At 57.4% G+C, this 21,811-nt stretch carries 19 protein-coding genes; 11 read left to right on the plus strand and 8 right to left on the minus strand.

The annotated features are described in order from the left end of the window. Positions 1–86 precede the first annotated feature (86 nt). Positions 87–1,607, plus strand: coding sequence for a carboxylesterase/lipase family protein (locus tag LZU96_RS10110; protein WP_233984230.1), 1,521 nt, complete (start codon positions 87–89; stop codon positions 1,605–1,607). Positions 1,608–1,810: 203 nt separating this feature from the next. Beyond that, positions 1,811–3,478: a methyl-accepting chemotaxis protein gene (locus LZU96_RS10115; protein ID WP_233984231.1), complete on the plus strand. Its 1,668-nt coding sequence runs from the start codon at positions 1,811–1,813 to the stop codon at positions 3,476–3,478. Here LZU96_RS10115 and LZU96_RS10120 read toward each other — a convergent pair. After that, on the minus strand, positions 3,436–4,317 hold the full coding sequence (locus tag LZU96_RS10120; protein ID WP_233984232.1) for a LysR substrate-binding domain-containing protein: 882 nt from the start codon (positions 4,315–4,317) through the stop codon (positions 3,436–3,438). The two genes, LZU96_RS10115 and LZU96_RS10120, sit on opposite strands and share 43 nt — an antisense overlap. Positions 4,318–4,442: 125 nt before the next feature. Between LZU96_RS10120 and LZU96_RS10125 the strand changes: the two genes are divergently transcribed. Then, a complete protein-coding gene (locus LZU96_RS10125; protein ID WP_233984233.1) occupies positions 4,443–5,609 on the plus strand; it encodes a methionine aminotransferase in 1,167 nt (388 codons plus the stop codon). A 74-nt stretch (positions 5,610–5,683) separates the two neighbouring features. Beyond that, the gene (locus LZU96_RS10130; RefSeq protein WP_233984234.1) at positions 5,684–6,460 is read left to right on the plus strand and encodes a transporter substrate-binding domain-containing protein; all 777 of its coding nucleotides are present in this window, start codon (positions 5,684–5,686) and stop codon (positions 6,458–6,460) included. A 36-nt stretch (positions 6,461–6,496) separates the two neighbouring features. Here LZU96_RS10130 and pepT read toward each other — a convergent pair whose 3' ends face one another. Continuing rightward, complete coding sequence (gene pepT / locus LZU96_RS10135; RefSeq protein WP_233984235.1) at positions 6,497–7,723, minus strand: peptidase T; 1,227 nt, start codon at positions 7,721–7,723, stop codon at positions 6,497–6,499. Positions 7,724–7,850: 127 nt separating this feature from the next. On the opposite strand from pepT, the gene LZU96_RS10140 reads away from it, so the two are divergent. After that, positions 7,851–9,446, plus strand: coding sequence for an ABC transporter substrate-binding protein (locus tag LZU96_RS10140; RefSeq protein ID WP_233984236.1), 1,596 nt, complete (start codon positions 7,851–7,853; stop codon positions 9,444–9,446). A gap of 50 nt (positions 9,447–9,496) precedes the next feature. On the opposite strand, the gene LZU96_RS10145 is transcribed toward LZU96_RS10140, so the two are convergent. Then, positions 9,497–10,411 (minus strand): LysR family transcriptional regulator, encoded by a 915-nt coding sequence (locus tag LZU96_RS10145; RefSeq protein WP_233984237.1) that lies wholly within the window; start codon positions 10,409–10,411, stop codon positions 9,497–9,499. Between the two features lie 145 nt (positions 10,412–10,556). Here LZU96_RS10145 and LZU96_RS10150 point away from each other — a divergent pair, with 145 nt between their 5' ends. Together LZU96_RS10150 and LZU96_RS10155 are read left to right on the plus strand one after the other, a co-directional pair. Beyond that, positions 10,557–11,978: a M20 family metallopeptidase gene (locus tag LZU96_RS10150; protein ID WP_233984238.1), complete on the plus strand. Its 1,422-nt coding sequence runs from the start codon at positions 10,557–10,559 to the stop codon at positions 11,976–11,978. Beyond that, a complete protein-coding gene (locus LZU96_RS10155) occupies positions 11,975–13,243 on the plus strand; it encodes an MFS transporter (RefSeq protein ID WP_233984239.1) in 1,269 nt (422 codons plus the stop codon). The genes LZU96_RS10150 and LZU96_RS10155 overlap by 4 nt, the downstream gene beginning before the upstream one ends. Before the next feature lie 36 nt (positions 13,244–13,279). Here the strand turns inward: LZU96_RS10155 and aldA are convergent, their stop codons facing one another. Then, positions 13,280–14,716 carry an aldehyde dehydrogenase gene (gene aldA / locus LZU96_RS10160; protein ID WP_233984240.1) on the minus strand — a complete coding sequence of 479 codons (1,437 nt, stop codon included), beginning with the start codon at positions 14,714–14,716 and terminating at the stop codon, positions 13,280–13,282. A 196-nt stretch (positions 14,717–14,912) separates the two neighbouring features. On the opposite strand from aldA, the gene LZU96_RS10165 reads away from it, so the two are divergent. After that, complete coding sequence (locus LZU96_RS10165) at positions 14,913–15,179, plus strand: DksA/TraR family C4-type zinc finger protein (protein WP_233984241.1); 267 nt, start codon at positions 14,913–14,915, stop codon at positions 15,177–15,179. 3 nt (positions 15,180–15,182) lie between these two features. Here the strand turns inward: LZU96_RS10165 and LZU96_RS10170 are convergent, their stop codons facing one another. Together LZU96_RS10170 and LZU96_RS10175 are read right to left on the minus strand one after the other, a co-directional pair. Next, complete coding sequence (locus tag LZU96_RS10170) at positions 15,183–15,281, minus strand: YoaK family small membrane protein (protein WP_008925225.1); 99 nt, start codon at positions 15,279–15,281, stop codon at positions 15,183–15,185. A 43-nt stretch (positions 15,282–15,324) separates the two neighbouring features. Then, positions 15,325–15,648 (minus strand): hypothetical protein, encoded by a 324-nt coding sequence (locus tag LZU96_RS10175; protein WP_233984242.1) that lies wholly within the window; start codon positions 15,646–15,648, stop codon positions 15,325–15,327. 360 nt (positions 15,649–16,008) lie between these two features. Here LZU96_RS10175 and rhaT point away from each other — a divergent pair, with 360 nt between their 5' ends. After that, the gene (gene rhaT / locus LZU96_RS10180) at positions 16,009–17,043 is read left to right on the plus strand and encodes an L-rhamnose/proton symporter RhaT (protein WP_233984243.1); all 1,035 of its coding nucleotides are present in this window, start codon (positions 16,009–16,011) and stop codon (positions 17,041–17,043) included. A gap of 44 nt (positions 17,044–17,087) precedes the next feature. Here the strand turns inward: rhaT and rhaR are convergent, their stop codons facing one another. After that, positions 17,088–17,960, minus strand: coding sequence for an HTH-type transcriptional activator RhaR (rhaR, locus tag LZU96_RS10185; protein ID WP_233984244.1), 873 nt, complete (start codon positions 17,958–17,960; stop codon positions 17,088–17,090). Positions 17,961–17,971: 11 nt separating this feature from the next. After that, positions 17,972–18,793: an HTH-type transcriptional activator RhaS gene (gene rhaS, locus LZU96_RS10190; protein WP_233984245.1), complete on the minus strand. Its 822-nt coding sequence runs from the start codon at positions 18,791–18,793 to the stop codon at positions 17,972–17,974. Positions 18,794–19,088: 295 nt separating this feature from the next. Here rhaS and rhaB point away from each other — a divergent pair, with 295 nt between their 5' ends. Then, positions 19,089–20,561, plus strand: coding sequence for a rhamnulokinase (gene rhaB, locus LZU96_RS10195; protein WP_233984246.1), 1,473 nt, complete (start codon positions 19,089–19,091; stop codon positions 20,559–20,561). Beyond that, positions 20,554–21,810, plus strand: coding sequence for an L-rhamnose isomerase (locus LZU96_RS10200; RefSeq protein WP_233984247.1), 1,257 nt, complete (start codon positions 20,554–20,556; stop codon positions 21,808–21,810). The genes rhaB and LZU96_RS10200 overlap by 8 nt, the downstream gene beginning before the upstream one ends. Position 21,811: the final 1 nt, after the last annotated feature.

Genomic DNA, 21,811 nt, shown 5'->3' on the forward strand with positions numbered 1-21,811 from the left:
CGGCATAATCTGCAAATCTGTTCCGGACATGGACAATGTCTCAAGGCCTGCAAATAATGGAGAGACGTTTGAACAGGGAAACAGGAATGAAAAACGAAACAGGTCTGCGGATCATGACGGCAGAGGGTGAGTTGCGTGGATGCATGGATGACGACCTTTTCGTATTCAAAGGCATACCTTATGCCGCCGCGCCGGAAGGCGCACTGCGCTGGCGTCCACCGCAGCCGGTAACCCCGTGGCAAAACGTGCGTGATGCCACACAGTTTGCCGCTTCAGGCTGGCAAAACCGTGATTATTGCCGGGCGGTAGGGGGCGGCGATCCGGGCGAATTTAGTGAGGATTGCCTGTACCTGAATGTCTGGACCCCGGATGTTGAACCAGCTACCCCGCTGCCGGTGATGGTCTGGTTACACGGTGGCGGATATACCATCGGCGCGGGCGGCCTGGCACCTTACAGCGGCAAACCGCTGGCCTCGCGCGGCGCGGTGGTGGTGACCATCAATTACCGACTCGGCCATTTTGGCTTCTTTTCCCATCCGGCATTAGATGCGCAATATCCGGTTGCCGGTTCGGTCAATAATTTTGGTCTGCTTGATCAGATCGCCGCGCTGCAGTGGGTGCAGCGTAATATTCCCGCGTTTGGCGGCGACCGCCGTAATGTCACCCTGTTTGGCGAATCGTCCGGCGCGCGCAGCGTGCTGTCACTCTGCTGTTCGCCGCTGGCGGAAGGGCTGTTTCACAAAGGCATCGTCCAGAGCGCCTACAGTTTACCCGATACCCCGCTGAAAAAAGCGCGCCAGCAGGGCATGGCGGTGGCTCGCCATTTCGGCCTGCCGCCCGATGCCAGTGCCGATGCGTTGCGTGCTTTACCCGCTGATGCCTTCTGGTCGCTGGAGGGTTCACTGGCGATCCAGCCGGTGCCGATCTCCGGCGATGCGGTGCTGCCTGAGCCGATGCTGAAAACCTTTCTGGCGGCAAAGCAGCATCGGCTGCCGTTAATGGCCGGCAGTAACAGCGACGAAGCCAGCGTGCTGGACTATTTTGGCGTCGATAGCACCGCCGTGCTGCATCAGCTGCGCGATAAAAATCGGGTGCTTTACCGGATGCTCAAGTGGATGTATGACCTCCATGACGATCGGCGTCTCGGTCGTGCGGTGGCGCGCGATATGGCCTTCAGCGTGGTGCCGTGGCTGGTGATGCGCGCCCAGCATAATAGCGGGATGCCTGGCTGGCGTTACTGGTTCGATTATGTTTCGGAGAATGCGCGCGATCTCTATCCGGACGGGACCTGGCACGGCAATGAAGTGCCCTACGTGCTTAATACCCTGAGTCAGATGCCCGATCCCAGTGAAAATCGCCCCTTCAGTGAGGAGGATCGGGCATTTGCCGCGCGCGTCAGCGACTACTGGTTCCGCTTCGCCTGCGATGCCAGCGAATATAAGCATCAGCTTGAAGGAGAGGTTGTCTGGCCAGCCTGGCACCCCGGCGAAGATGTGACAATGTCACTGGGTGAGGAGCGCCGCAGTGGTTTAGTCCTCAAAAAGAACTTTATGCGCGCCAGAATGCGGCTGTTGCGATTGCTGATGACCAAAATGGTGCGACTTTAATTAGCGTGCTAACCATCAAATTGCGCGAATGGGATTATCAATGCCATTCGCGCATAATTTTCTGAAAAATAAAGAGATTAATAGAACTCCGCGCTAAAGACGCTGTAAAATTTTAGATAACAAAAGAGTTACATCTTCACTATCCACTGCCGATAGATCTTCTATGCCCGACACTTACGGGTCAACGTGTATAGGATTTTGGTATGGGAATGCTCAAAAATTTCACCATTCGCGCTGTGATGCTCTCCATTCTGGGCCTGTTCTGCTTACTGTGGAGCGGTGTCGGGTTATTCAGCATCCATTCTCTCGGCGCGCTGAGCGAAGGGAATGATGTTGACCGTCATCTGGTCGCGCAAATGACGGTGCTCAGTAAAGGCAACGATCAATATTTCCGCGTTATCACCCGTCTGTCGCGTGTGATGGACAGCAAGGCGGGCGGCAAAACGCTGTCCGATGATGCCTATGCGCCGGTACAGCAGGCGCTGGATAACATGACCCAGCAACTGGCGACCTTTAAACAGCTGGCACCGGGACCAATGAACCCGGATGTGGTCGACAGCGTGGTACAGAGCTGGCAGAAATTGCTGGATGAAGGCGTCACGCCGCAGTTGCAACTCGCCCGTCAGGATTCACCCGATGCCTATCGTCAGCAGGCCAATAATGTCACGCCGCAGCTCAGCCGGGCCTTTGGTGCCAGCGCTGAAAAATTCAATCAGGGCGCGGCACAGGTACTGGATCATACCCGGGTTGAAGTTGACCGCTTAACCGCACTGACCAAAATGATTATCACCGTAACGGTGATCCTCGGCCTGCTGATCCTGTTGTTCACCGACCGCTATCTGGTGGCGATGCTGGTCAGGCCGCTGGAAACTATCCGTAACCATTTTGCCACTATCGCCACCGGCGATCTGAGCCAGCCGGTGGCCGATTTTGGTCGCAACTGTGTCGGTAAACTGGTGCCACTGCTGAGTGCCATGCAGGATAGCCTGCGTGAAGCGGTCAGCGCGATTCGCAGCGGCACCGAGAACATCTCGCGCGGCGCGGCAGAAATCTCGGCGGGCAACAACGATCTCTCTTCGCGTACCGAAGAGCAGGCGGCGGCGCTGGAGCAGACCGCGGCCAGTATGGAGCAGCTGACTGCTACGGTGAAATTTAACGCCGACAATGCGCGTCAGGCGAGCCTGCTGGCGGAAACCGCCACCACGACCGCACAACAGGGCGGCCAGCTGGTGAGCGAAGTGGTCAGCACCATGAACGGCATTTCCGGCAGTTCGAAGAAAATTGCTGAGATCACTAACGTGATTAATGGCATCGCCTTCCAGACCAACATTCTGGCACTGAACGCCGCGGTAGAAGCCGCTCGTGCCGGTGAACAGGGGCGCGGTTTTGCCGTAGTGGCCTCTGAGGTGCGTAATCTGGCCCAGCGCAGCGCCAACGCCGCCAAAGAGATTGCTACTCTGATTGAAGATTCCGTTCAGCGGGTCGGAAAAGGGGCCGAGCTGGTCGGCACCACCGGCGGCACCATGAATAACATTCTGAAATCGGTGCAGGATGTGGATGCGATCATGAAACAGATCGCTGCCGCCTCGGAAGAGCAGAGTAAGGGGATCTCGCAGGTTGGGGCCGCCGTAACTGAAATGGACAGCGTGACGCAGCAAAACGCCTCGCTGGTTGAGGAAGTCTCGGCCGCCGCCAGCGCCCTGGCGCTGCAGACCGAAGCGTTACAGGCCTCAGTCGCGAAGTTCCGCCTTTCCAGCAACGTGAGCCAGGCTGCGCCCGCCGCACCGCTGAGGCCGAATGCGCCAAAAGCGCCGGCGCTGGCGACCGCTCAGGCTAAGCCTGCTGACAATGGCGACTGGGTGACCTTCTGATCCTCAACCAGCCACGCCACCAGTTCCGCCAGTAACGGCGGCGCTTCTCCGGACGGCCGCTGCAGTAAACTGTAGGCCGCTCCGGTTTTTACCTCGCCAGCGAAGGGTTTAACCAGCCTGCCGCTGGCGATATCACTCTCCACCAGATTGCTGTCAGCAATCGCCACGCCAAATCCCTGAATCGCCGCACTAATTGCCAGATCCATGGTGGAAAAGTGCTGATTGCGCTGCATCGTCACTGCGATCCCTTGTCCCTGTAGCCAGCATTGCCAGTCGCGCATATCGTCGGTGGGATGCAAAAAGGTCATGCCAGCCAGCTCTGCGGGTGAAGCGGGTAGCGACGTTCCCGCCGCCATCACCGGCGTCAGCGACTCCTCAAACAGCGTTATGGCATCACGGCGGGGTTTGCCATAAACGATAGCGGCGTCGAAGTTATCAAGCTGAGAAGCATGATCCAGCGTGGTGGTCAGCGCCACATGCAGCTCCGGCTGCCGTTGCTCCAGCGCCATCAGCCGTGGTACCAGCCAGCGCATCGCACAGGTTGGCGCTTTAAGGCGAATACTGGCCTGGGTGCGGCGCGCTTTTTCGCCGGCCTGAGCGATCAGTTCATAGCCCTGACGCCATTCAGGCAGCAGCGCCGCGCCCTGCGGCGTCAGGCGCAGGCCGCGGGCGTGGCGATCAAACAGACTCAGGCCGAGCCAGTGCTCCAGCGCCGCGATCTTGCGGCTGACCGCGCCCTGGGTTATGCACAGCTCCCGGGCGGCATGGGTCAGATTGAGGTGGCGGGCCGTCACCAGAAAAGCGTGAATGGCGTTAAGCGGCAGGGTTGAACGCGACACAGAGAACCTCAGCTATGCATTTTTATCATGGCTATTATGACGACATTTCGCTTGCCGACTCAAGTCACAGCCCGTTGAATAGCTATTTATCGTATTCGCTTATCTATGCTTCTGACGGAGAGATCATGTCCCTGAACACGCCTGTCGCCATCCACTCAAAGTTGCCAGATGTTGGCACCACCATCTTCAGCGTTATCGGTCAGCTCTCAGCGCAGCATCAGGCGATTAACCTGTCGCAGGGCGCACCCAATTTTCCCTGCGATCCGGCGCTGGTCGAGGCGGTCAGTCAGGCGATGCGTGACGGCCAAAATCAGTATGCGTCGATGACCGGCTTACCGGCGTTGCGTGAAGCCTTAGCCAGCAAGGTGGCGACGCTCTACGGTCAGAAATATGATCCGGCCAGCGAAGTGCTGATCACCGGCAGCGCCAGTCAGGGCATCTATATGGCGATTACCGCGCTGGTGCATCCGGGCGATGAGGTGATTTTCTTTGAGCCAGCCTTTGACAGCTACGCACCGGTGGTGCGGTTGCAGGGCGGCAAGCCGATTGGCCTTAAACTTCAGGTGCCGTCTTTTGCCATTGACTGGCAGCAGTTGCGCGCTGCGATTACGCCACGCACCCGGATGATTATCATCAATACGCCGCATAACCCTAGCGCTCAGGTGCTGACGCCAGAGGATCTTAATCAGCTGGCGGCACTGACGCGTAACACGGACATTGTGGTGCTCTCTGATGAAGTTTATGAACATATCCTGTTTGATGGGCGCAGGCACTGCGGCATGGCGACCCATCCGGAGCTGGCGGCGCGCAGCGTTATTGTCTCTTCGTTTGGCAAAACCTTTCACGTTACCGGCTGGCGGGTCGGCTACTGTCTGGCACCGGCAGAGCTGATGACGGAGCTGGTGAAAGTCCATCAGTTTATGATGTATGCCGCCGACACACCGATGCAGGTCGGCTTCGCGCAATATCTGCAGAACGCGGAAAACTATCTGTCGCTGTCGGCGTTTTATCAGCAAAAGCGCGATCGGCTGATTGCGCTGCTGCAGGATTCACCGTTTGAACTGCTGCCGTGCGCCGGTTCCTTTTTTATGCTGGCCAGTTATGGACATTTCAGTGACGAACCGGACAGCGAAATGGTAAAACGTCTTATCGTCGATCATCGGGTAGCCACTATCCCGCTGTCGGCGTTTTATATGGATGGCACCGACAACAAACTGATCCGTCTTTCCTTTGCCAAAGATGAGGCGACGTTACAGGCTGGCGCTGCGGCGCTGTGTGCCTTCCCGCAGTAACGGGAAACGTTGCCTGACGGCCGCACTGCGAAGCAGGACAGCGATCGGTTAAAACAATAATTTCGGGGTAAGTAATGAAAAAACGCAACGCACTCTTTCTGGCACTCGGCATGATGGCTTCGGTACAGGCACTGGCGCAGGATTTACGTTATGGCCTGGAGTCGCAGTATCCGCCTTTTGAAAGCCGCAACGCCAAAGGGGAACTGGAAGGTTTTGATATCGAGCTGGGCAATGCCATTTGTCAGGCCGGTAAATTTAACTGTCACTGGGTGGAAAGCAGCTTCGACGCGCTGATCCCGGCGCTGCAGGCGAAGAAGTTTGATGCCATCAACTCGGCGATGAACATCACCGAAGCGCGGGCCAAAAGCATCGGTTTCACCCAGCCCATCTACCGTATTCCCACCATGCTGGTGGCGAAAACTGGCGAGAAGCTGGCACCGACCGCTGAATCACTGAAGGGCAAGAATATCGGGGTGCTGCAGGGTTCGATTCAGGAAACCTATGCCAAAAAGCACTGGGAATCCCAGGGCGTGACCGTCACCTCCTATCAGGATCAGAACCAGGTCTATAACGATATGGTCGCCGGGCGTCTGGATGGCACGCTGGTGATGTCAGCTGCCGGTCAGTCGGGCTTCCTCGATAAACCACAGGGTAAAGGCTTCGGCTTTATCGGTAAGCCGGTCGAAGATGATGCCATTCTGGGATCGGGGATCGGCTTTGGTCTGCGTAAAGATGACACCCAGCTCAAGCAGTCGCTGGATGCGGCGATCGCCAAAGTGCAAACCGACGGCACGCTGAAAAAGCTGGCGGAGAAATACTTTCCGGGCATTGATGTCAGCGTGAAGCCATAAGCCAGAATCGGGCGCAGAGTGCGCCCGATTTGATTGTTACTCCGCCGCCAGATAACAGAGCTTCTCGGCCACCTGGTAGGATTTTACAAACGACGGCAGCGGCAGGAACTCAAAGCGCGAATGGAAGTTATGCGCGCCGGTGAAGAAGTTCGGCGTCAGCAAGCCTTTAGCTGACAGCGCCGCACCATCAGTGCCACCCCGCATCGGAATCACCTTCGGTTCAATATCCAGCGCGCTAAGCGCCTTAAAAATCAGGTCAATCGCCCGGCGATCTTCACCCAGCGCATTGCTGATATTGCTGTAGATATCGGTGAGGGTAATCTCGACCTTACCGGTTGGATAGCGAGCGGCAATTTCCTGCGCCTGCTGCTGAAGCTGCTGCTTGCGGTCGGCAAAGCTGGCGAGGTCAAAGTCGCGGATGGAGGCTTTCAGAATTGCCTGGCTGGCATTGGCCTGCATCTCATTGAACCAGATATAGCCTTCACGCCCTTCGGTCTGTTCCGGTGTCTGCTGACGATCAAACTGGCTGATGAAGTCATGGGCCATCAGCAGCGGATTAACCAGCACCCCTTTACCTGACATCGGATGCGCCGGCACGCCGGTGAAGCGAATCTCAGCAGCGGCGCCGTTGAAGTTTTCATAAACCACTTCGCCCAGTTCGCAGCAGTCGATGGTCCAGGCGAAGTCCACATTGAATCGCGTTTCCAGATCGAGCGCTTTGGCCCCGCGCAGGCCAATCTCTTCATCGGGGACAAACGCCACCACGATATCGCCATGATCGCCGTGCAGGTTTTCCATCAGCGTCACCACCACGGTTACCGCCGCTTTGTTGTCGGCGCCCAGAACGCTGGTGCCGTCGCTGAAAATGATCTCCTGACCGATATAGGGGGCGATCTCCGGATGCTGGTCGCGGCGCAGCCAGATATCCTCCCCGGCATTCAGGCAGAGATCTTCATCCTGCCAGCGCAGAATTTGCGGTTTGATATCGGGTGAGAGACCAACGTCAACGGTATCGATATGGGTAATGAACCCGATGCGTGGCGCGTTGGGACGGTTACCGCGTTTCACCGCCGTTACCGTAGCATGTTGATCAATTACCACCTGTTCCAGCCCCAGTTCACGCAGCTCAGCCGCCAGCAGTTCCGCCATGGCGTGCTGGCTCGGCGTGCTGGGCAGGCTGGTCGATTTCGCATCACTCTGACTGCTGACGGCAAGGTAACGGAAAAAACGCTCGGTGAGTTGGGTCTCAAGTTTGTCGGTCATCACTATTCCTTATTAGTCAGCTACGTGCGGGGTTCGCTATGGTGCCGAATCGTGCTATCAATGAAGCATCTGAATGATTCATTTAGGTATTCTGATCACCGGAAGTCAATACAAAGCGAGGATGATAATGAAAATGAAGATAGCCACCTTAGCGCTTGTTACGGCTGGGATGACGCTGGCGGCCAGCGTTAACGCTAAAACGCTGGTCTACTGCTCTGAAGGATCGCCAGAGAATTTTAACCCGCAACTCTATACCTCAGGCACCAGCGTCGATGCCAGCGCCGTACCGGTGTTTAACCGCCTGGTGGATTTTAAACCGGGCACCACTGAGCTGGTGCCCAGCCTGGCAGAAAGCTGGGAGATCACTCCGGACGGCACCGTCTACACCTTCCATCTGCGCAAAAACGTTAAATTCCAGAGCAACAAGCAGTTTAAACCGGGCCGCGACTTTAACGCCGACGATGTCATTTTCTCTTTCATGCGCCAGATGGACCCGAAGAATCCCTACCACAACGTCTCAGGCGGCACCTATTCCAACTTCGAAAGCCTGGAGCTGTCGACGCTGATCAAACAGATTGATCGGGTAGATGACCATACGGTGCGCTTCACGCTGTCGCATCCCGAGGCGCCGTTCCTGGCCGACCTCGCCTGGTATTTCGCTTCGATTCATTCCGCTGAATATGCCGATCAGATGCTGAAAGCCGGTACGCCGGAGAAAGTGGATATGAACCCGATCGGCACCGGTCCGTTTGAGCTGGTGCAGTATCAGAAAGATTCGCGCATTCTGTACCGCGCCTTCCCGGATTACTGGCAGGGCAAGGCGAAGCTGGATCGGCTGGTGTTCAGCATCACGCCGGATGCCTCGGTGCGCTATGCCAAGCTGGAGAAGAACGAATGCCAGGTGATGCCGTTCCCCAATCCGGCCGATCTGGAGAAAATGCGCGCCAATCCGGACATTACGCTGGAACAGAAAGCCGGACTGAATACCGGTTTCCTGGCGTTTAATACCACCAAAGCGCCCACTGACAATGTCCAGGTGCGTCAGGCGCTGGCGATGGCGATCAACAAGCCGGCCATCATCGACGCGATTTTTAAAGGCACCGGCACGGTGGCAAAAAATATTCTGCCGCCGGGCGTCTGGAGCGCTGACAAAGATCTGAAGGATTACGACTACGATCCGGAAAAAGCCAAAGCGTTACTGCAACAGGCGGGGGTGAAACCGGGCACCGAGATTGCGCTGTGGGCGATGCCGGTCCAGCGGCCCTACAACCCCAATGCCCGTCGCATGGCCGAGATGATCCAGTCGGACTGGGCGAAGGTGGGTATCAAAGCCAATATCGTCAGCTATGAGTGGGGCGAATACCTGAAGCGGGTCCGCAGCGGCGAGCATCAGGCGGCTTTGATGGGCTGGACCACCGCCACCGGCGATCCGGATAATTTCTTTGGCCCGCTCTACAGTTGTACCTCGGCCCAGGGCGGTTCGAACTCGTCAAAATGGTGCTATCAGCCGTTTGAGAAGTTAATTACCACCGCCCGTGCCGAACCGGATCAGGGCAAACGTACCGCGCTCTATCTGCAGGCGCAGCAGATGATGCACGATCAAATGCCGGCCGTGATGATCGCGCACTCGACCATTTTCGAGCCGGTACGCAAATCAGTCAGCGGCTATCAGGTCGATCCGTTCGGTAAACACCTCTTTTATCAGGTCGACATCAGGCAGTAACAGAGGCCCTGTTGCCCACCGCAAGCGGGACAACAGGGCGCTTTAACCGGTTATTCCTGCCGCAGTTGCCGATCGATTTCGCTTAACCGCTGCTGTAAAAAATCCAGAAACAGCGACAGGGCCGCCGAACGCTGGCGGCCCGATACCGTTTGCAGTTGCAGGGTACGCTGGCTGAGCTGATCGACCCCCATCGTCCGCAACACCAGATTTTGCGACTCGCGCTCAAACAGCAGGGTAAACGCGCTACAGATGGTGACCGCCTGCGGCGTGCGCAGCAAAAAGTGATACAGCGTGGCGAAATAATCACAGGTCAGTACCGGCTCTACCACGCTGCCGTTCATCTGACAGGAGAGATCAAACAGTTGCCGCACCGTGGTGTGCTGACCCGGCAATGCCAGCGGCCAGCGATGGAGATCGGCCAGCGTCACCTGGCGTGACGCCAGCGGATGGCTCTGATGCATCGCCAGCAGCACCGGCGCTGGCCATGAGCCGAGCACCTCTACGCTGCGTTCCGGATGCAGGCTGAACTGCAGCGCAACGTCGCATTCACCGGCCCGCACTGCTTCAGCCACGCCCTGCGAGTGAGTGACATTCAGCGCAAACAGCACGCCCGGATTGGCGAGGCGAAACTCAGACAGCAGGCCTGGCAGCAGGCTGAATGCCATGCCATCGGTACAGGCGATACGGATGCGGGTGCGGCGTACCGCTTTCAGTCCCTTGATCTCCGCCAGCGCATATTCCATATCCAGCTGACTCTTGCGCACATGGTGCGCGAAAATTTCCCCGGCCTCATTCAACACCATTCCGCGCGCATGACGTTCAAACAGCGGAACGCCCACCTGCGCCTCCAGCCGCTGAATCTGGCGGCTGATGGCCGAGACGGCAACATAGAGCTGCTCACTGGCCGCGCTGAGCGAACCACCGTTCACCACCGCCAGAAAATAGCGGATTTCACTGCTCAACATGGTCACTCCTTACCGACCGGACGCATTAAAAAGGGGCAGGCTGGTTTTGCTTTAAAAGCAAAGCTCACTCGATAAATTGATAATTGTGGCAAAGCCCGAAGTTTGTCAAAGATAACTGACCATTAAAAAAACAAACAGGGCAAACATGACAGAGCAACAGGCGGTAAATCAGGCGATGCGCTATTTCGACAGCGGGGCGTTTCAGCAACTGCTGGCCCGACGCATTGCCTGTATCACGGAGAGTCAGCATCCCGGTCGTCAGGCGGAACTGCAGCACTATCTGCAGGCTGAGATTGGGCCTCAGCTTGAGGCACTCGGTTTTACGCTTCACCTTTTTGATAATCCTCAGCCGCAGAGCCCACCGTTTCTGATCGCTGTGCGGATAGAAGATCCGGCGCAGCCCACGCTGCTTTGCTACGGTCATGGGGATGTGGTGTCAGGCGATGCAGAGAACTGGCGCCAGGACTTATCACCGTGGCAACTGACCGCGGAAGGCGATCGCTGGTATGGCCGGGGCAGCGCGGATAACAAAGGCCAGCACTGCATCAATCTGGCGGCGCTGGAACAGGTGATGGCGGCACGCGGCGGCCGGCTGGGCTTTAACTGCAAAATCCTGTTTGAGATGGGGGAAGAGATCAGCTCGCCGGGACTGGCGCAGATATGCCAGCAGCAGCAGGCGCTGCTGGCTGCCGATCTGTTTATCGCCTCCGACGGCCCGCGGCTTAATGCTGAGCGGCCGACGCTGTTCCTTGGCTCACGCGGAGCCGCTAACTTTCGTCTGACTATTACGGCGCGCGACAACGCCTATCACTCAGGAAACTGGGGCGGCTTATTAAGCAATCCGGGCACGCAACTGGCGAATGCGCTGGCCTGTCTGGTGAACGCGCAGGGCGTGTTACAGGTGGCGGCGCTAAAGCCTGACTCACTGACGCCAGCGGTGCGCGACATCCTCAGTGACATCGAGCCAGGGGGCATGCCGGGCGATCCGGCGCTGGCTGAAAACTGGGGTGAACCGGGTTTAACCGCGGCCGAACGGTTATATGGCTGGAATACGCTGGAGGTGCTGGCGTTTGAAACCGGTCACCCGGCGCGGCCGATGAACGCCATTCCGGGCCGCGCCACGGCGGTCTGCCAGTTGCGGTTTGTGGTCGGCACCGACTGGCAGAATCTGACGCAGCACATCGACCAGCATCTGCGTCAGCACGGTTTCGATAATGTCAGCGTGGAGTTTATGCGCGGCTCGCCGGCGACGCGGCTGAATCCGCAGGACCCGCTGGTGGCATGGGCGCTCAGCAGCCTGGCCCGCAGCAGCGGTAAAAAACCGGCGCTGTTGCCCAACCTTGGCGGATCGCTGCCCAATGAGGTGTTTGCCGATATCCTCGGCCTGCCAACGCTGTGGGTGCCGCACTCCTATCCGGCCTGCGGGCAGCACGGGGTCAATGAGCATATGCTGACTTCAATCGCACGCGAAGGGCTGGAGATCATGACCCGGCTGTTCTGGCAACTGGGTGAAGAGGGCCAACTGTTAATCGCCCGCCACCGTGACTGGCAGGAGAGTGGACAATGAGCAGCATCGCGCAGAGCACGCCACGGATCACGCCCAGCCTGCATAAAACCCTGTTTGCCACCTGTATTGGTAACGCGCTGGAGTGGTTTGATATCGCGGTTTATGGCTTTTTCGCCAGCTATATCGCCCACGCTTTCTTTCCGGTCAGCGATCCCTCGGTTTCGCTGCTGCTGACGTTTGGCAGCTTCGGTATTGCGTTTCTTATCCGCCCACTGGGTGCGCTGGTATTAGGTAACTACGCCGATCGCCACGGTCGTAAAAAGGCGTTGCTGCTGTCGATCAATCTGATGATGCTGGGCGGGGCGATCATCACCTTTATGCCGGGTTACGCCACCATTGGGCTGGCTGCGCCGCTGCTGATTATCCTGGCGCGGCTGATACAGGGATTTTCAGCCGGTGGCGAGTTTGGCAGTTCCACCGCTTTTCTGGTGGAGCACTTTCCGGAACGGAAAGCGTTTATCGCCAGCTGGCAGTTTGCCACCCAGGGCGCGAGCACGCTGATGGCGTCGGCGTTTGGGCTGGGGCTGACGCAGTGGCTGAGTGAAAGTGAAATTCAGGCGTGGGGCTGGCGGATCCCGTTTGCCTTTGGCTTACTGATTGGTCCGCTGGGTGCCTGGATTCGCCGCCACGTTCACGAGCCTGCCAGTTTTGTGGCGCAGGAGAAGCACAGTGCGCCGCTTAAAACCCTGTTCGGTCGGCAGAAGGCGCTGATCACGCTGGCGATTGGGGTGATGGTTATTTCAACGGCGATCAACTACATGCTGAACTACATTCCGACCTATGCCACCAAGACGCTGCACTTGTCGGGATCGGTAGCCTTCACCGCTACGCTGGTGGCGGGAATCATCCTGACGGTTGTCACGCCAGTGATGGGGTTGTGGGCAGAGCGTATTGGCCGTCTGCCGCTGATGTGGGGATCGCTGTTACTGCTGATGGTGACCATCTATCCGGCCTTTAAAGGCATGGTCGATCACACCACGCCGACCACGCTGATTCTGCTGGTGGCCTGGATGGCGCTGCTGAAGTCCGTTTACTTCTCGACGGTGCCGTCGGTGATGGCCGATCTGTTTCCTGCCACCACCCGGGCCAGCGGTATGGCAATCAGTTATAACGTGGCGGTGACGGTGTTCGGCGGTTTTGCGCCGTTGATTTGCAGCATGTTGATCGCCGCTACCGGCAGCAGCCTGGCGCCAGGCTATTATCTGATGGCGGTCGCCATCCTGAGCGGTGTGGCGCTGTCGCGCAGCCGTAAGCATCTGGGATAACAAAAACGGGCCGCTATCACGGCCCGTTTTTGCTGTTTAGCTGAACTGAAGATAGGCGACGTGAGTCTGCAGATACTCTTCCAGCCCATGTTTGCCGTCGGCACCGCCAACACCCGATTTACGCCAGCCGGCATGAAAACCCTGCATCGCTTCAAAGTTTTCGCGGTTGACGTAGGTTTCGCCAAACTTCAGCTGACGCAGCGCCTTCATCGTGGTGTTCAGATTCTGAGTATAGAGCGAGGAGGTCAGGCCATACTGGCAGTCATTAGCCAGCGCGATCGCCTCGTCCAGCGTGTTAAAGGCCATCACCGGCAGCACCGGACCAAAGATCTCCTCCTGCATAATCTCCATCTCCTGACGCACACCGGTGATCAGCGTTGGCTCAAAAAAGAAGCCTTTATCGCCAGCCCGTTTGCCGCCCAGCACCACCGTTGCGCCTGCCGCTACCGCATCCGCCACTTTCTGTTCGACACGCGCCAGAGCCGCCGCATTAATCAGCGGGCCCATATCGATATCGCTGTGCTGAGCCGGATCGCCCAGTTTCACTTGGCGGAACGCGGCGGTAAGGGCGGTGATAAATTTATCGTAGATGCCCTGCTGGACATAGACCCGTTCTGCACAGTTACAGACCTGGCCGCTGTTGATCATCCTGGAGCTGACGATTGCCCGCACCGCGAGATCGATATCGGCATCCTCCATCACGATAGCCGGTGCTTTACCGCCCAGTTCCAGTGACACCTTAGTGACATTTTTCGCCGCTGCCTGCATGGTCGCAATGCCGGCACCCACGCTGCCGGTCAGGCTGACCAGCCCCACTTTCGGGTTCGCCGCCAGCTCCTGTCCCACTTCCGGGCCATAGCCATAAACAAAGTTGATCACTCCGGCGGGCAGCTCAATCTGCTGTAAAATCTCAGCAAAAATAGCGGCGTTATTCGGGGTCAGTTCACTGGGTTTGATAACGATGGTATTGCCGGTGATCAGCGCTGGCGCGGCTTTACGCGCAATCAGGAAGAACGGGAAGTTCCACGGCAGAATACCGGTGGTGACGCCAATCGCTTTTTTAAACAGGAAAATATTCTCGTTGGCGCGGTCGCTGTTGATGATTTCACCTTCGTAACGGCGGGCCCATTCAGCCATATAGTCGAGATAGTCTGCGGTAAACAGCACTTCGGTCTGCGCCAGCCCCTGCGTTTTTCCTCCTTCCGCCACAATGGTCCCGGTCAGCTGCGGTTCGCGTGCGCGAATCGCCGTGGCGATCTTATGCAACCAGCGACCCCGCTCCACTGCGGGCAGCGCTTCCCAGGCTGGCTGCGCCGCTTCGGCGGCGAGGATAGCGCGCTGTGCATCCTCTTTGCTGCCCTGCGGGATGCGCGACAGCAGCGCCTCAGTGGCGGGATTAATCACCTCAATCCACTTATCATTGTGATCGGCGATAAACTCGCCATTAATGTAATGTTGATGATGTGTTGTCATTCGCAGGACTCTCCGCTAACAGTACGTTGCAATAATGTGATAGCAGGGTGAAACAGATCCGGCGGGTCTACCTTTTCCTGATTGCCAGGCGTGAAGAACTGCTGGCAACCAATCACAGAAATCGGCGCGTTTTACGGCAAAAACCGCAAATTGTTATAGATTTAAAGGAGAGAAGCCGTAACAGGAGGATCACATCATGGCAAACGGATGGGCGTCGGAAGGCGCAGTACAGGAGCAGATCGACAGCACCGTCAACGACGGCATTGAACGTGTCAGGCAGTCAATCGGTCAGGGCGAAAGCGCCACCGAATGCGAACTCTGCGGCGAACCCATTCCCGAGGCACGCCGTAAAGCGTTAAAAGGCGTACGCTACTGCGTATCCTGTCAGGAGAAGCTGGACAAGCAGCAGCAGAGTAGCAGCTTATATAACCGGCGGGGCAGTAAAGACAGCCAACTGCGCTAGGCGTCAGGAGCCCGGCATCGCCAGGCCACTGCCAATAAACCAGGCCAGAAAGCCTACGCCCGCCACGATAATGGCGATAGGAAAGAGGATGCCAATTCTCATTATTTTCCTGCTGATAACAGAGAGGGTAAGGCGGGCGATCTTATCACGACAGCTGTAACACTGCGCGGTGGGTTTTCAACAGGGTAAACAGTTGAAACTGCGTCGCATCAGTAACCTCACGCAGCAGTTCCCCTTTTTTAAACACAATATGCTCAACATGTCCCAGCTGACGCCAGACGACGATGGCTGCGGCGATCAAGGCACAATGCTGTTCAGCCTGCACGCATTCAATGGTGGCGTAGTGCGTTTCATCCAGCCCGTTGACAAAAACCTTCATGGCATCTGCGGGCAAAATCGCCCGCAGATCATCCAGCATCACCTGGCTGACTGCGCGTGAAAGAAACAGCGTTAACCACTTCGTCGTCATCCTAATCCCTGAATCCGATCAATTTCCCCCAGTTTATACGAACCTCGCCGCCGTAAGGAAAGGCTTCTTTGTTCTTTTGCCAAAATGATCGCGCGCATGGCAGCCAGGCTGATAATGTGCTGCGCCACACAGCAAAATCACAAAAAACACTGAATAATAAGCGACTTAGCCAGGAAAACGTCCGGCAATCTGACAAAGAGCAATTTGTGATCCCTGGCGGGATTAATCGGGCAATTTTGCCATTACGTTGCGGCATCCGGCATTCATTCAAAGGCTGAGGAATTCCTGCAAAACGTAGACTGCCTGCTAAGCGGAAATCGTCTGGTTTCCGTCAGGCCTCAACCTAACCAGGAAAAAACAATGAACAGTGCCATTATTGCAGGAATCTTCTGGCATTTTGTCGGAGCTGCCAGCGCCGCGTGTTTCTACGCGCCTTTTAAACAGGTGAAAAGATGGTCATGGGAAACCATGTGGTCGGTGGGTGGTGTGATGTCGTGGCTGATTTTGCCCTGGGCGGTGAGCGCCATTTTGCTGCCCGACTTCCGCGCCTATTACAGTAGTTTCAGCCTGGCCCAACTGATGCCGGTGTTTCTGTTCGGCGCGATGTGGGGGATCGGTAACATCAACTACGGTCTGACGATGCGCTATCTCGGCATGTCGATGGGCATCGGTATTGCCATTGGCATTACGCTGGTGGTTGGCACGCTGATGACGCCGCTGCTGCAAGGCCGGTTTGGTGAGCTGTTCGCCTCCGCCGGTGGCCGCTTAACCCTGCTTGGCGTGCTGGTGGCGCTGATTGGGGTGGGCATAGTGACCCGGGCTGGCCTGCTGAAAGAACGGGCGCTGGGCATTAACGCGGAAGAGTTCAATCTGAAAAAAGGACTGGTGCTGGCGGTGATGTGCGGCATTTTCTCTGCCGGAATGTCGTTTGCGATGGATGCCGCGAAGCCGATGCATCAGGCCGCCGCGCAGTTGGGCATCGATCCGCTCTATGTCGCGCTGCCCAGCTATGTGGTGATTATGGGCGGCGGGGCGCTGGTCAATCTGGCGTTCTGTTTCTTCCGGCTGGCAACCCGACCCGAACTGTCAGTGCGCCGTGATTTCTCGGTGGCAAAACCCCTGCTGATGGCGAACGTGGCGTTTGCCGTCCTCGGCGGCACTATGTGGTATCTGCAATTCTTCTTTTACGCCTGGGGACATGCCCGAATTCCGGCGCAGTATGACTATGTGAGCTGGATGCTGCACATGAGCCTCTACGTGCTGTGTGGCGGTCTGGTCGGTTTGCTGATGAAAGAGTGGAAGTCAGCGGGTCGTCGGCCGGTTAGCGTTTTATCGATTGGTTGCGTGGTGATTATCATCGCCGCCAATATCGTTGGGCTGGGCATGGCAGCCTGAGTGGAAACTGCAGTGAAGCGCGAGCCTGCTGATGCAGGCTCGCGCTATTGTGATTCAAAATCCGCGTTTTTTAATGCGTGGCCGGGTGAAATGAAACGCTGACGCCAGGCGCTGGGCGTCAGGCCGGTATCGCGGGTAAACACCACCGAAAAGTAGTTACTGTCATCAAAGCCGCAGCGGGCCGCCACTTCACTAATCAGACAATCCTGGGTACGCAGCAGATACTTCGCCTGGCAGAGCTGCAGCTGGCGCAGATAATGGCTGATGGTCATACCGGTCTGCTGGCGAAACAGCTGCCTGAGCGCCCGCTCGTTAAGCTGGTTATGCTGGCAAAACTCGGCGAGGTCAAAAGGACGGGCAATCGCCCCCTGTAATGCGGACATCAGCAAATCTAACTGCTCACCTTCCGGCAGCGCCCACGGGCGATCGGCAGCATAGCCATGACGGCGCAGGATCAGCGCCAGCTGCAAAAACAGCGCCTCAGACAGCTGCACCGACAGGGAATCGCTTTTGCGGCTTTCGCGTTCCAGCTGACTAATCACGCCGCGCGCCAGCGCCATACCGCGCGTGGTCAGACGCCAGTAGCCGGGCGCATCGGCGCCCTGGGGTGGCAGCAGCTGATTCCAGTCCAGCCCAAGGGTGAAGCGGTCACGACAATAGAGGATATTATCCAGCACCAGGTCGTTGACGCTGTCGTAGCTGTGGCAGTCACTGTCGCGGATATAAAAAACGTCGCCACAGGTGATTAGCCAGGGACGATCGTTGAGGAGATGCAGACCGTTGCCGCGCCAGACAATGACGATTTCGCTAAACTCATGTTGGTGCGGCGGGAAAGAGGGTTGGGGCATCCGTTCGGCTACCGCCACCGGTAAGCTGGTGGCAGGAAAATAATCATCCCGGCTGAGTATCAACGCCATACTGTGCTCCTTTACAACATCTGCTGGCGCTCCGCTCGCGGTGCGCAGCCAAATTCGCGCCTGAACAGGGTGGAGAAGTGGTTACTGTCACCAAATCCACACTGAAAGGCGATATCGGTAATTCGCATATCACTGTGACGCAGCAAATGGCGCGCCTGCAATAACCGCAGCCGGTTGAGGTAACGCTGCGGCGTGCTGCCGGTTTGCTGCTTCATTTGTCGATGCAGCGTGCGCAACGACAGGGAAAAACGATCGGCCAGTTCATCCCAGACAATCTCATCACTGTAGTGATCGTTGAGCCAGTCGAGCAGCCGATGCAGACGTGCCTCCTGATCCTGGCTCTGTTCGTCACGACATGCTTCACGCAGCAGCACCAGCAGTTGCAGAAACAGCTGCTCCTGGCGTGCCTGCTTCTCCAGTGACCAGACCTCATCCTGCCGCATCTGCGTCGCCACACTCAGCGCCTGGGCCATCACTTTGTGATTAATACGCCAGTGCGAAGCATAGTGTCCATCCTTATCACAGGGCAGCAGCGCCTGCAGTCCGGAGAGAAAGCGAAACGCACCCGGACTGCGATACAGCACGTTGGTCAGGCAGAGGTTCTCGGTCTGCTCATACAGGTGTCGATCGTGATCGCGCACAAAGCAGACGCAGCCGGCGCACAGCGTTTGCGGCTGCCCGTTGAACACATGAATGCCTGACCCATGCTCTACCAGCACAATTTCATGAAAATCATGATGATGTTCCGGAAAAGCCTGCTGTGGAACACGCGGCTCAATGGCGATTGCATAATCGCCTTCCGGGAAAAAATCCGCACTGTGCAAAATGGTCATTATCGCCTCTCGCCACTGTTAACAAAACCGTAACGGAGTCTAATCAGCACAGGGTCACCTTACCTTGAATTTTCCGCTTATCTCAGCAGTAATCTTGCTGATTATTCAAGAAATCCTCAGCAGTTAACAAATTTGCGGCAGGGGTCACATCGCCTTAGCTCTCGTCTCTGTGATCTCTCTCACGAACTTCTTTGCAAGTCTGCCAGTGGCCTTCGCCCGCTGGCACTGTCGGGAAGGTGGCGACCCGGCAGGATTTCTACTCTGTGACCATCAAATCACAGGAAAAAATGCTGCCATGACCAAGCGAAATATTGTTGCTATCGATCTCGGCGCATCCAGCGGACGGGTGATGCTCGCACACTGGGATGCCGCTCAGCGCCACCTCAGCCTGCGCCAGGTGCGGCGTTTCGCGAATACCCGCCAGCGTCGTGCCGGCTATGACTGCTGGGATGTGGCGATGCTGGAGCAGGAGATCCGGGCCGGACTGGCGCAGCTGGATGAAGAGGGCGTAGTGCCGGACAGCATCGGCATTGATACCTGGGGCGTGGACATGGTGCTGCTGGATAGTGACGGCGAGCAGGTGGGTGAAGCGGTCAGCTACCGCGATGCCCGCACCCACGGTCTGATGGAGCAGGCGCAGCGCGATCTGAGCCACAGTGCAATCTATGCCCGCACCGGCATTCAGTTTCTGCCGTTTAACACGCTTTATCAGATGCGTGCGCTGCACCAGCAGCAGCCCGACTGGCAGGCCCGCGTCGCGCATGCGCTGATGATCCCGGACTATCTGCACTATCGCCTGACCGGCAATCTCAACTGGGAATACACCAACGCCACCACCACCCAGATGCTCAATATCGACAGCGGCGAATGGGATCGCGATCTGCTCAGCTGGGCCGGTGTCGATGCCGCCTGGTTCGGCCAGCCACAGCCGCCGGGTAATACCGTCGGCCACTGGCTAAACGCCCGCGGTGAGCGCATTCCGGTGATTGCCGTCGCCACCCACGATACCGCCAGCGCGGTACTGGCGACGCCGCTAATGCAGGACGATGCTGCCTATCTCAGTTCCGGCACCTGGTCATTAATGGGCTTTGAAAGCCTGCAACCATACGCGTCAGAGGCGGCACTGCGTGCCAATATCACCAATGAGGGCGGCGCGGAAGGCTACCGCGTACTGAAGAACATCATGGGATTATGGTTATTGCAGCGCGTCTGCGATGAACTTCATATCGACGATCTCAGCCCGCTGATTGCCGACACCGCCCGACAGCCCGCCTGCGTGTCATTGATCAGCCCGAACGATGCCCGCTTTATCAATCCGGACAGCATGGTCAATGAGATCCAGAATGCCTGTGCGGAGCAGGGTATGCCGGTGCCGCAGTCCGCCGCGACCCTGGCGCGCTGCATTTTTGACAGCCTGGCGCTGCTCTACCGCGAAGTCATCACGGAGCTGGCACAGCTGCGCGGCAAACCCTTCAGTCAGCTGCACGTTGTGGGCGGCGGCAGCCAGAATCATTTCCTTAATCAACTGTGCGCCGATGCCTGTCAGATTCCGGTGCTGGCCGGACCGATTGAAGCATCCACGCTGGGCAACGTAGGCTGTCAGCTGATCGCGCTCGGCGAGCTGACCGATGTAGCCGATTTCCGCTGCTGCGTGGTCAACAATTTCCCGCTCAAAAAATTTGAACCGCAAACAAACAGCGCTTTTGGTGCCAGTCAGGCACGCTTTGTGGCGCTGAGTCAACCCGCTAAGGAACTCGCTTATGACTAAGCAGATTGAACAGGCTTTTGAACTGGCTAAACAACGTTACGCCGACATCGGGGTTGATGTTGAACAGGCCATCCGCCAGCTGGATAGCATCCCGGTTTCCATGCACTGCTGGCAGGGCGATGATGTCCGGGGCTTCGAAAACCCGCAGGGCGAATTAACTGGCGGTATTCAGGCAACCGGCAACTATCCGGGACGCGCCCGAAACGCAGGCGAGTTGCGGGCCGATCTTGATAAAGCGATGTCACTGATTCCCGGCGCTAAACGCCTGAACCTGCACGCCATCTATCTGGAGAGCGACAAGCCGGTGGCGCGTGATGCGATTGAACCGGAACATTTCGCTAACTGGGTCAGCTGGGCCAAAGAGAACAAGCTGGGGCTGGACTTCAATCCGAGCTGCTTCTCTCATCCGCTGAGTGCCGACGGTTTTACGCTTTCCCATGCCGATAAAACCATTCGCCAGTTCTGGATCGACCACTGTAAAGCCAGCCGCCGGGTCTCCGCCTCATTTGGTGAGCAGCTGGGCACGCCTTCGGTCATGAACATCTGGGTACCGGATGGCATGAAAGATATCACCGTGGATCGTCTGGCCCCGCGTCAGCGTCTGATGAGCGCCCTGGATGAGATCATCTCAGAAAAACTCAACCCGCAGCACCATATCGACGCGGTAGAGAGCAAGCTGTTTGGCATTGGCGCTGAGAGCTACACCGTGGGCTCAAATGAGTTTTATCTCGGTTACGCCGCCAGCCGCCAGACGGCACTATGCCTGGATGCCGGTCACTTCCATCCGACCGAAGTGATCTCCGACAAAATCTCCGCCGCCATGCTTTATGTCCCGCGTCTGTTACTGCATGTCAGCCGTCCGGTGCGCTGGGACAGCGATCACGTGGTGCTGCTGGATGATGAAACGCAGGCGATCGCCAGCGAGATTGTCCGTCATCAGCTGTTTGACAAGGTACACATCGGTCTCGACTTCTTTGATGCCTCCATCAACCGCATCGCGGCCTGGGTTATCGGTACCCGCAACGCCAAAAAAGCGCTGCTGCGCGCCTTGCTGGAACCCACCGATCGTCTGCGCCAGGTGGAAGCTGACGGCGATTACACCGCCCGACTGGCGCTGCTGGAAGAGCAGAAGTCACTGCCGTGGCAGGCGGTATGGGAAGCCTGGTGCCTGCGTCACGATGTGCCCGCCGATGCCAGCTGGCTGAGCGATGTCCGTCACTATGAACAACAAATCTTGAGTCAACGTTAAG

The sequence above is a fragment of the Pantoea agglomerans genome (assembly GCF_021397715.1).
Classification (GTDB): domain Bacteria; phylum Pseudomonadota; class Gammaproteobacteria; order Enterobacterales; family Enterobacteriaceae; genus Pantoea; species Pantoea astica.

Excerpts from the sequence above, each read along its gene's own strand:
- LZU96_RS10110 (WP_233984230.1), top strand. The coding sequence starts at position 87 with ATGAAAAACGAAACAGGTCTGCGGATCATGACGGCAGAGGGTGAGTTG.
- LZU96_RS10115 (WP_233984231.1), top strand. The coding sequence starts at position 1,811 with ATGGGAATGCTCAAAAATTTCACCATTCGCGCTGTGATGCTCTCCATT.
- LZU96_RS10125 (WP_233984233.1), top strand. The coding sequence starts at position 4,443 with ATGTCCCTGAACACGCCTGTCGCCATCCACTCAAAGTTGCCAGATGTT.
- LZU96_RS10130 (WP_233984234.1), top strand. The coding sequence starts at position 5,684 with ATGAAAAAACGCAACGCACTCTTTCTGGCACTCGGCATGATGGCTTCG.
- pepT (WP_233984235.1), bottom strand. The coding sequence starts at position 7,723 with ATGACCGACAAACTTGAGACCCAACTCACCGAGCGTTTTTTCCGTTAC.
- LZU96_RS10140 (WP_233984236.1), top strand. The coding sequence starts at position 7,851 with ATGAAAATGAAGATAGCCACCTTAGCGCTTGTTACGGCTGGGATGACG.
- LZU96_RS10145 (WP_233984237.1), bottom strand. The coding sequence starts at position 10,411 with ATGTTGAGCAGTGAAATCCGCTATTTTCTGGCGGTGGTGAACGGTGGT.
- LZU96_RS10150 (WP_233984238.1), top strand. The coding sequence starts at position 10,557 with ATGACAGAGCAACAGGCGGTAAATCAGGCGATGCGCTATTTCGACAGC.
- LZU96_RS10155 (WP_233984239.1), top strand. The coding sequence starts at position 11,975 with ATGAGCAGCATCGCGCAGAGCACGCCACGGATCACGCCCAGCCTGCAT.
- aldA (WP_233984240.1), bottom strand. The coding sequence starts at position 14,716 with ATGACAACACATCATCAACATTACATTAATGGCGAGTTTATCGCCGAT.
- LZU96_RS10165 (WP_233984241.1), top strand. The coding sequence starts at position 14,913 with ATGGCAAACGGATGGGCGTCGGAAGGCGCAGTACAGGAGCAGATCGAC.
- LZU96_RS10170 (WP_008925225.1), bottom strand. The coding sequence starts at position 15,281 with ATGAGAATTGGCATCCTCTTTCCTATCGCCATTATCGTGGCGGGCGTA.
- LZU96_RS10175 (WP_233984242.1), bottom strand. The coding sequence starts at position 15,648 with ATGACGACGAAGTGGTTAACGCTGTTTCTTTCACGCGCAGTCAGCCAG.
- rhaT (WP_233984243.1), top strand. The coding sequence starts at position 16,009 with ATGAACAGTGCCATTATTGCAGGAATCTTCTGGCATTTTGTCGGAGCT.
- rhaR (WP_233984244.1), bottom strand. The coding sequence starts at position 17,960 with ATGGCGTTGATACTCAGCCGGGATGATTATTTTCCTGCCACCAGCTTA.
- rhaS (WP_233984245.1), bottom strand. The coding sequence starts at position 18,793 with ATGACCATTTTGCACAGTGCGGATTTTTTCCCGGAAGGCGATTATGCA.
- rhaB (WP_233984246.1), top strand. The coding sequence starts at position 19,089 with ATGACCAAGCGAAATATTGTTGCTATCGATCTCGGCGCATCCAGCGGA.
- LZU96_RS10200 (WP_233984247.1), top strand. The coding sequence starts at position 20,554 with ATGACTAAGCAGATTGAACAGGCTTTTGAACTGGCTAAACAACGTTAC.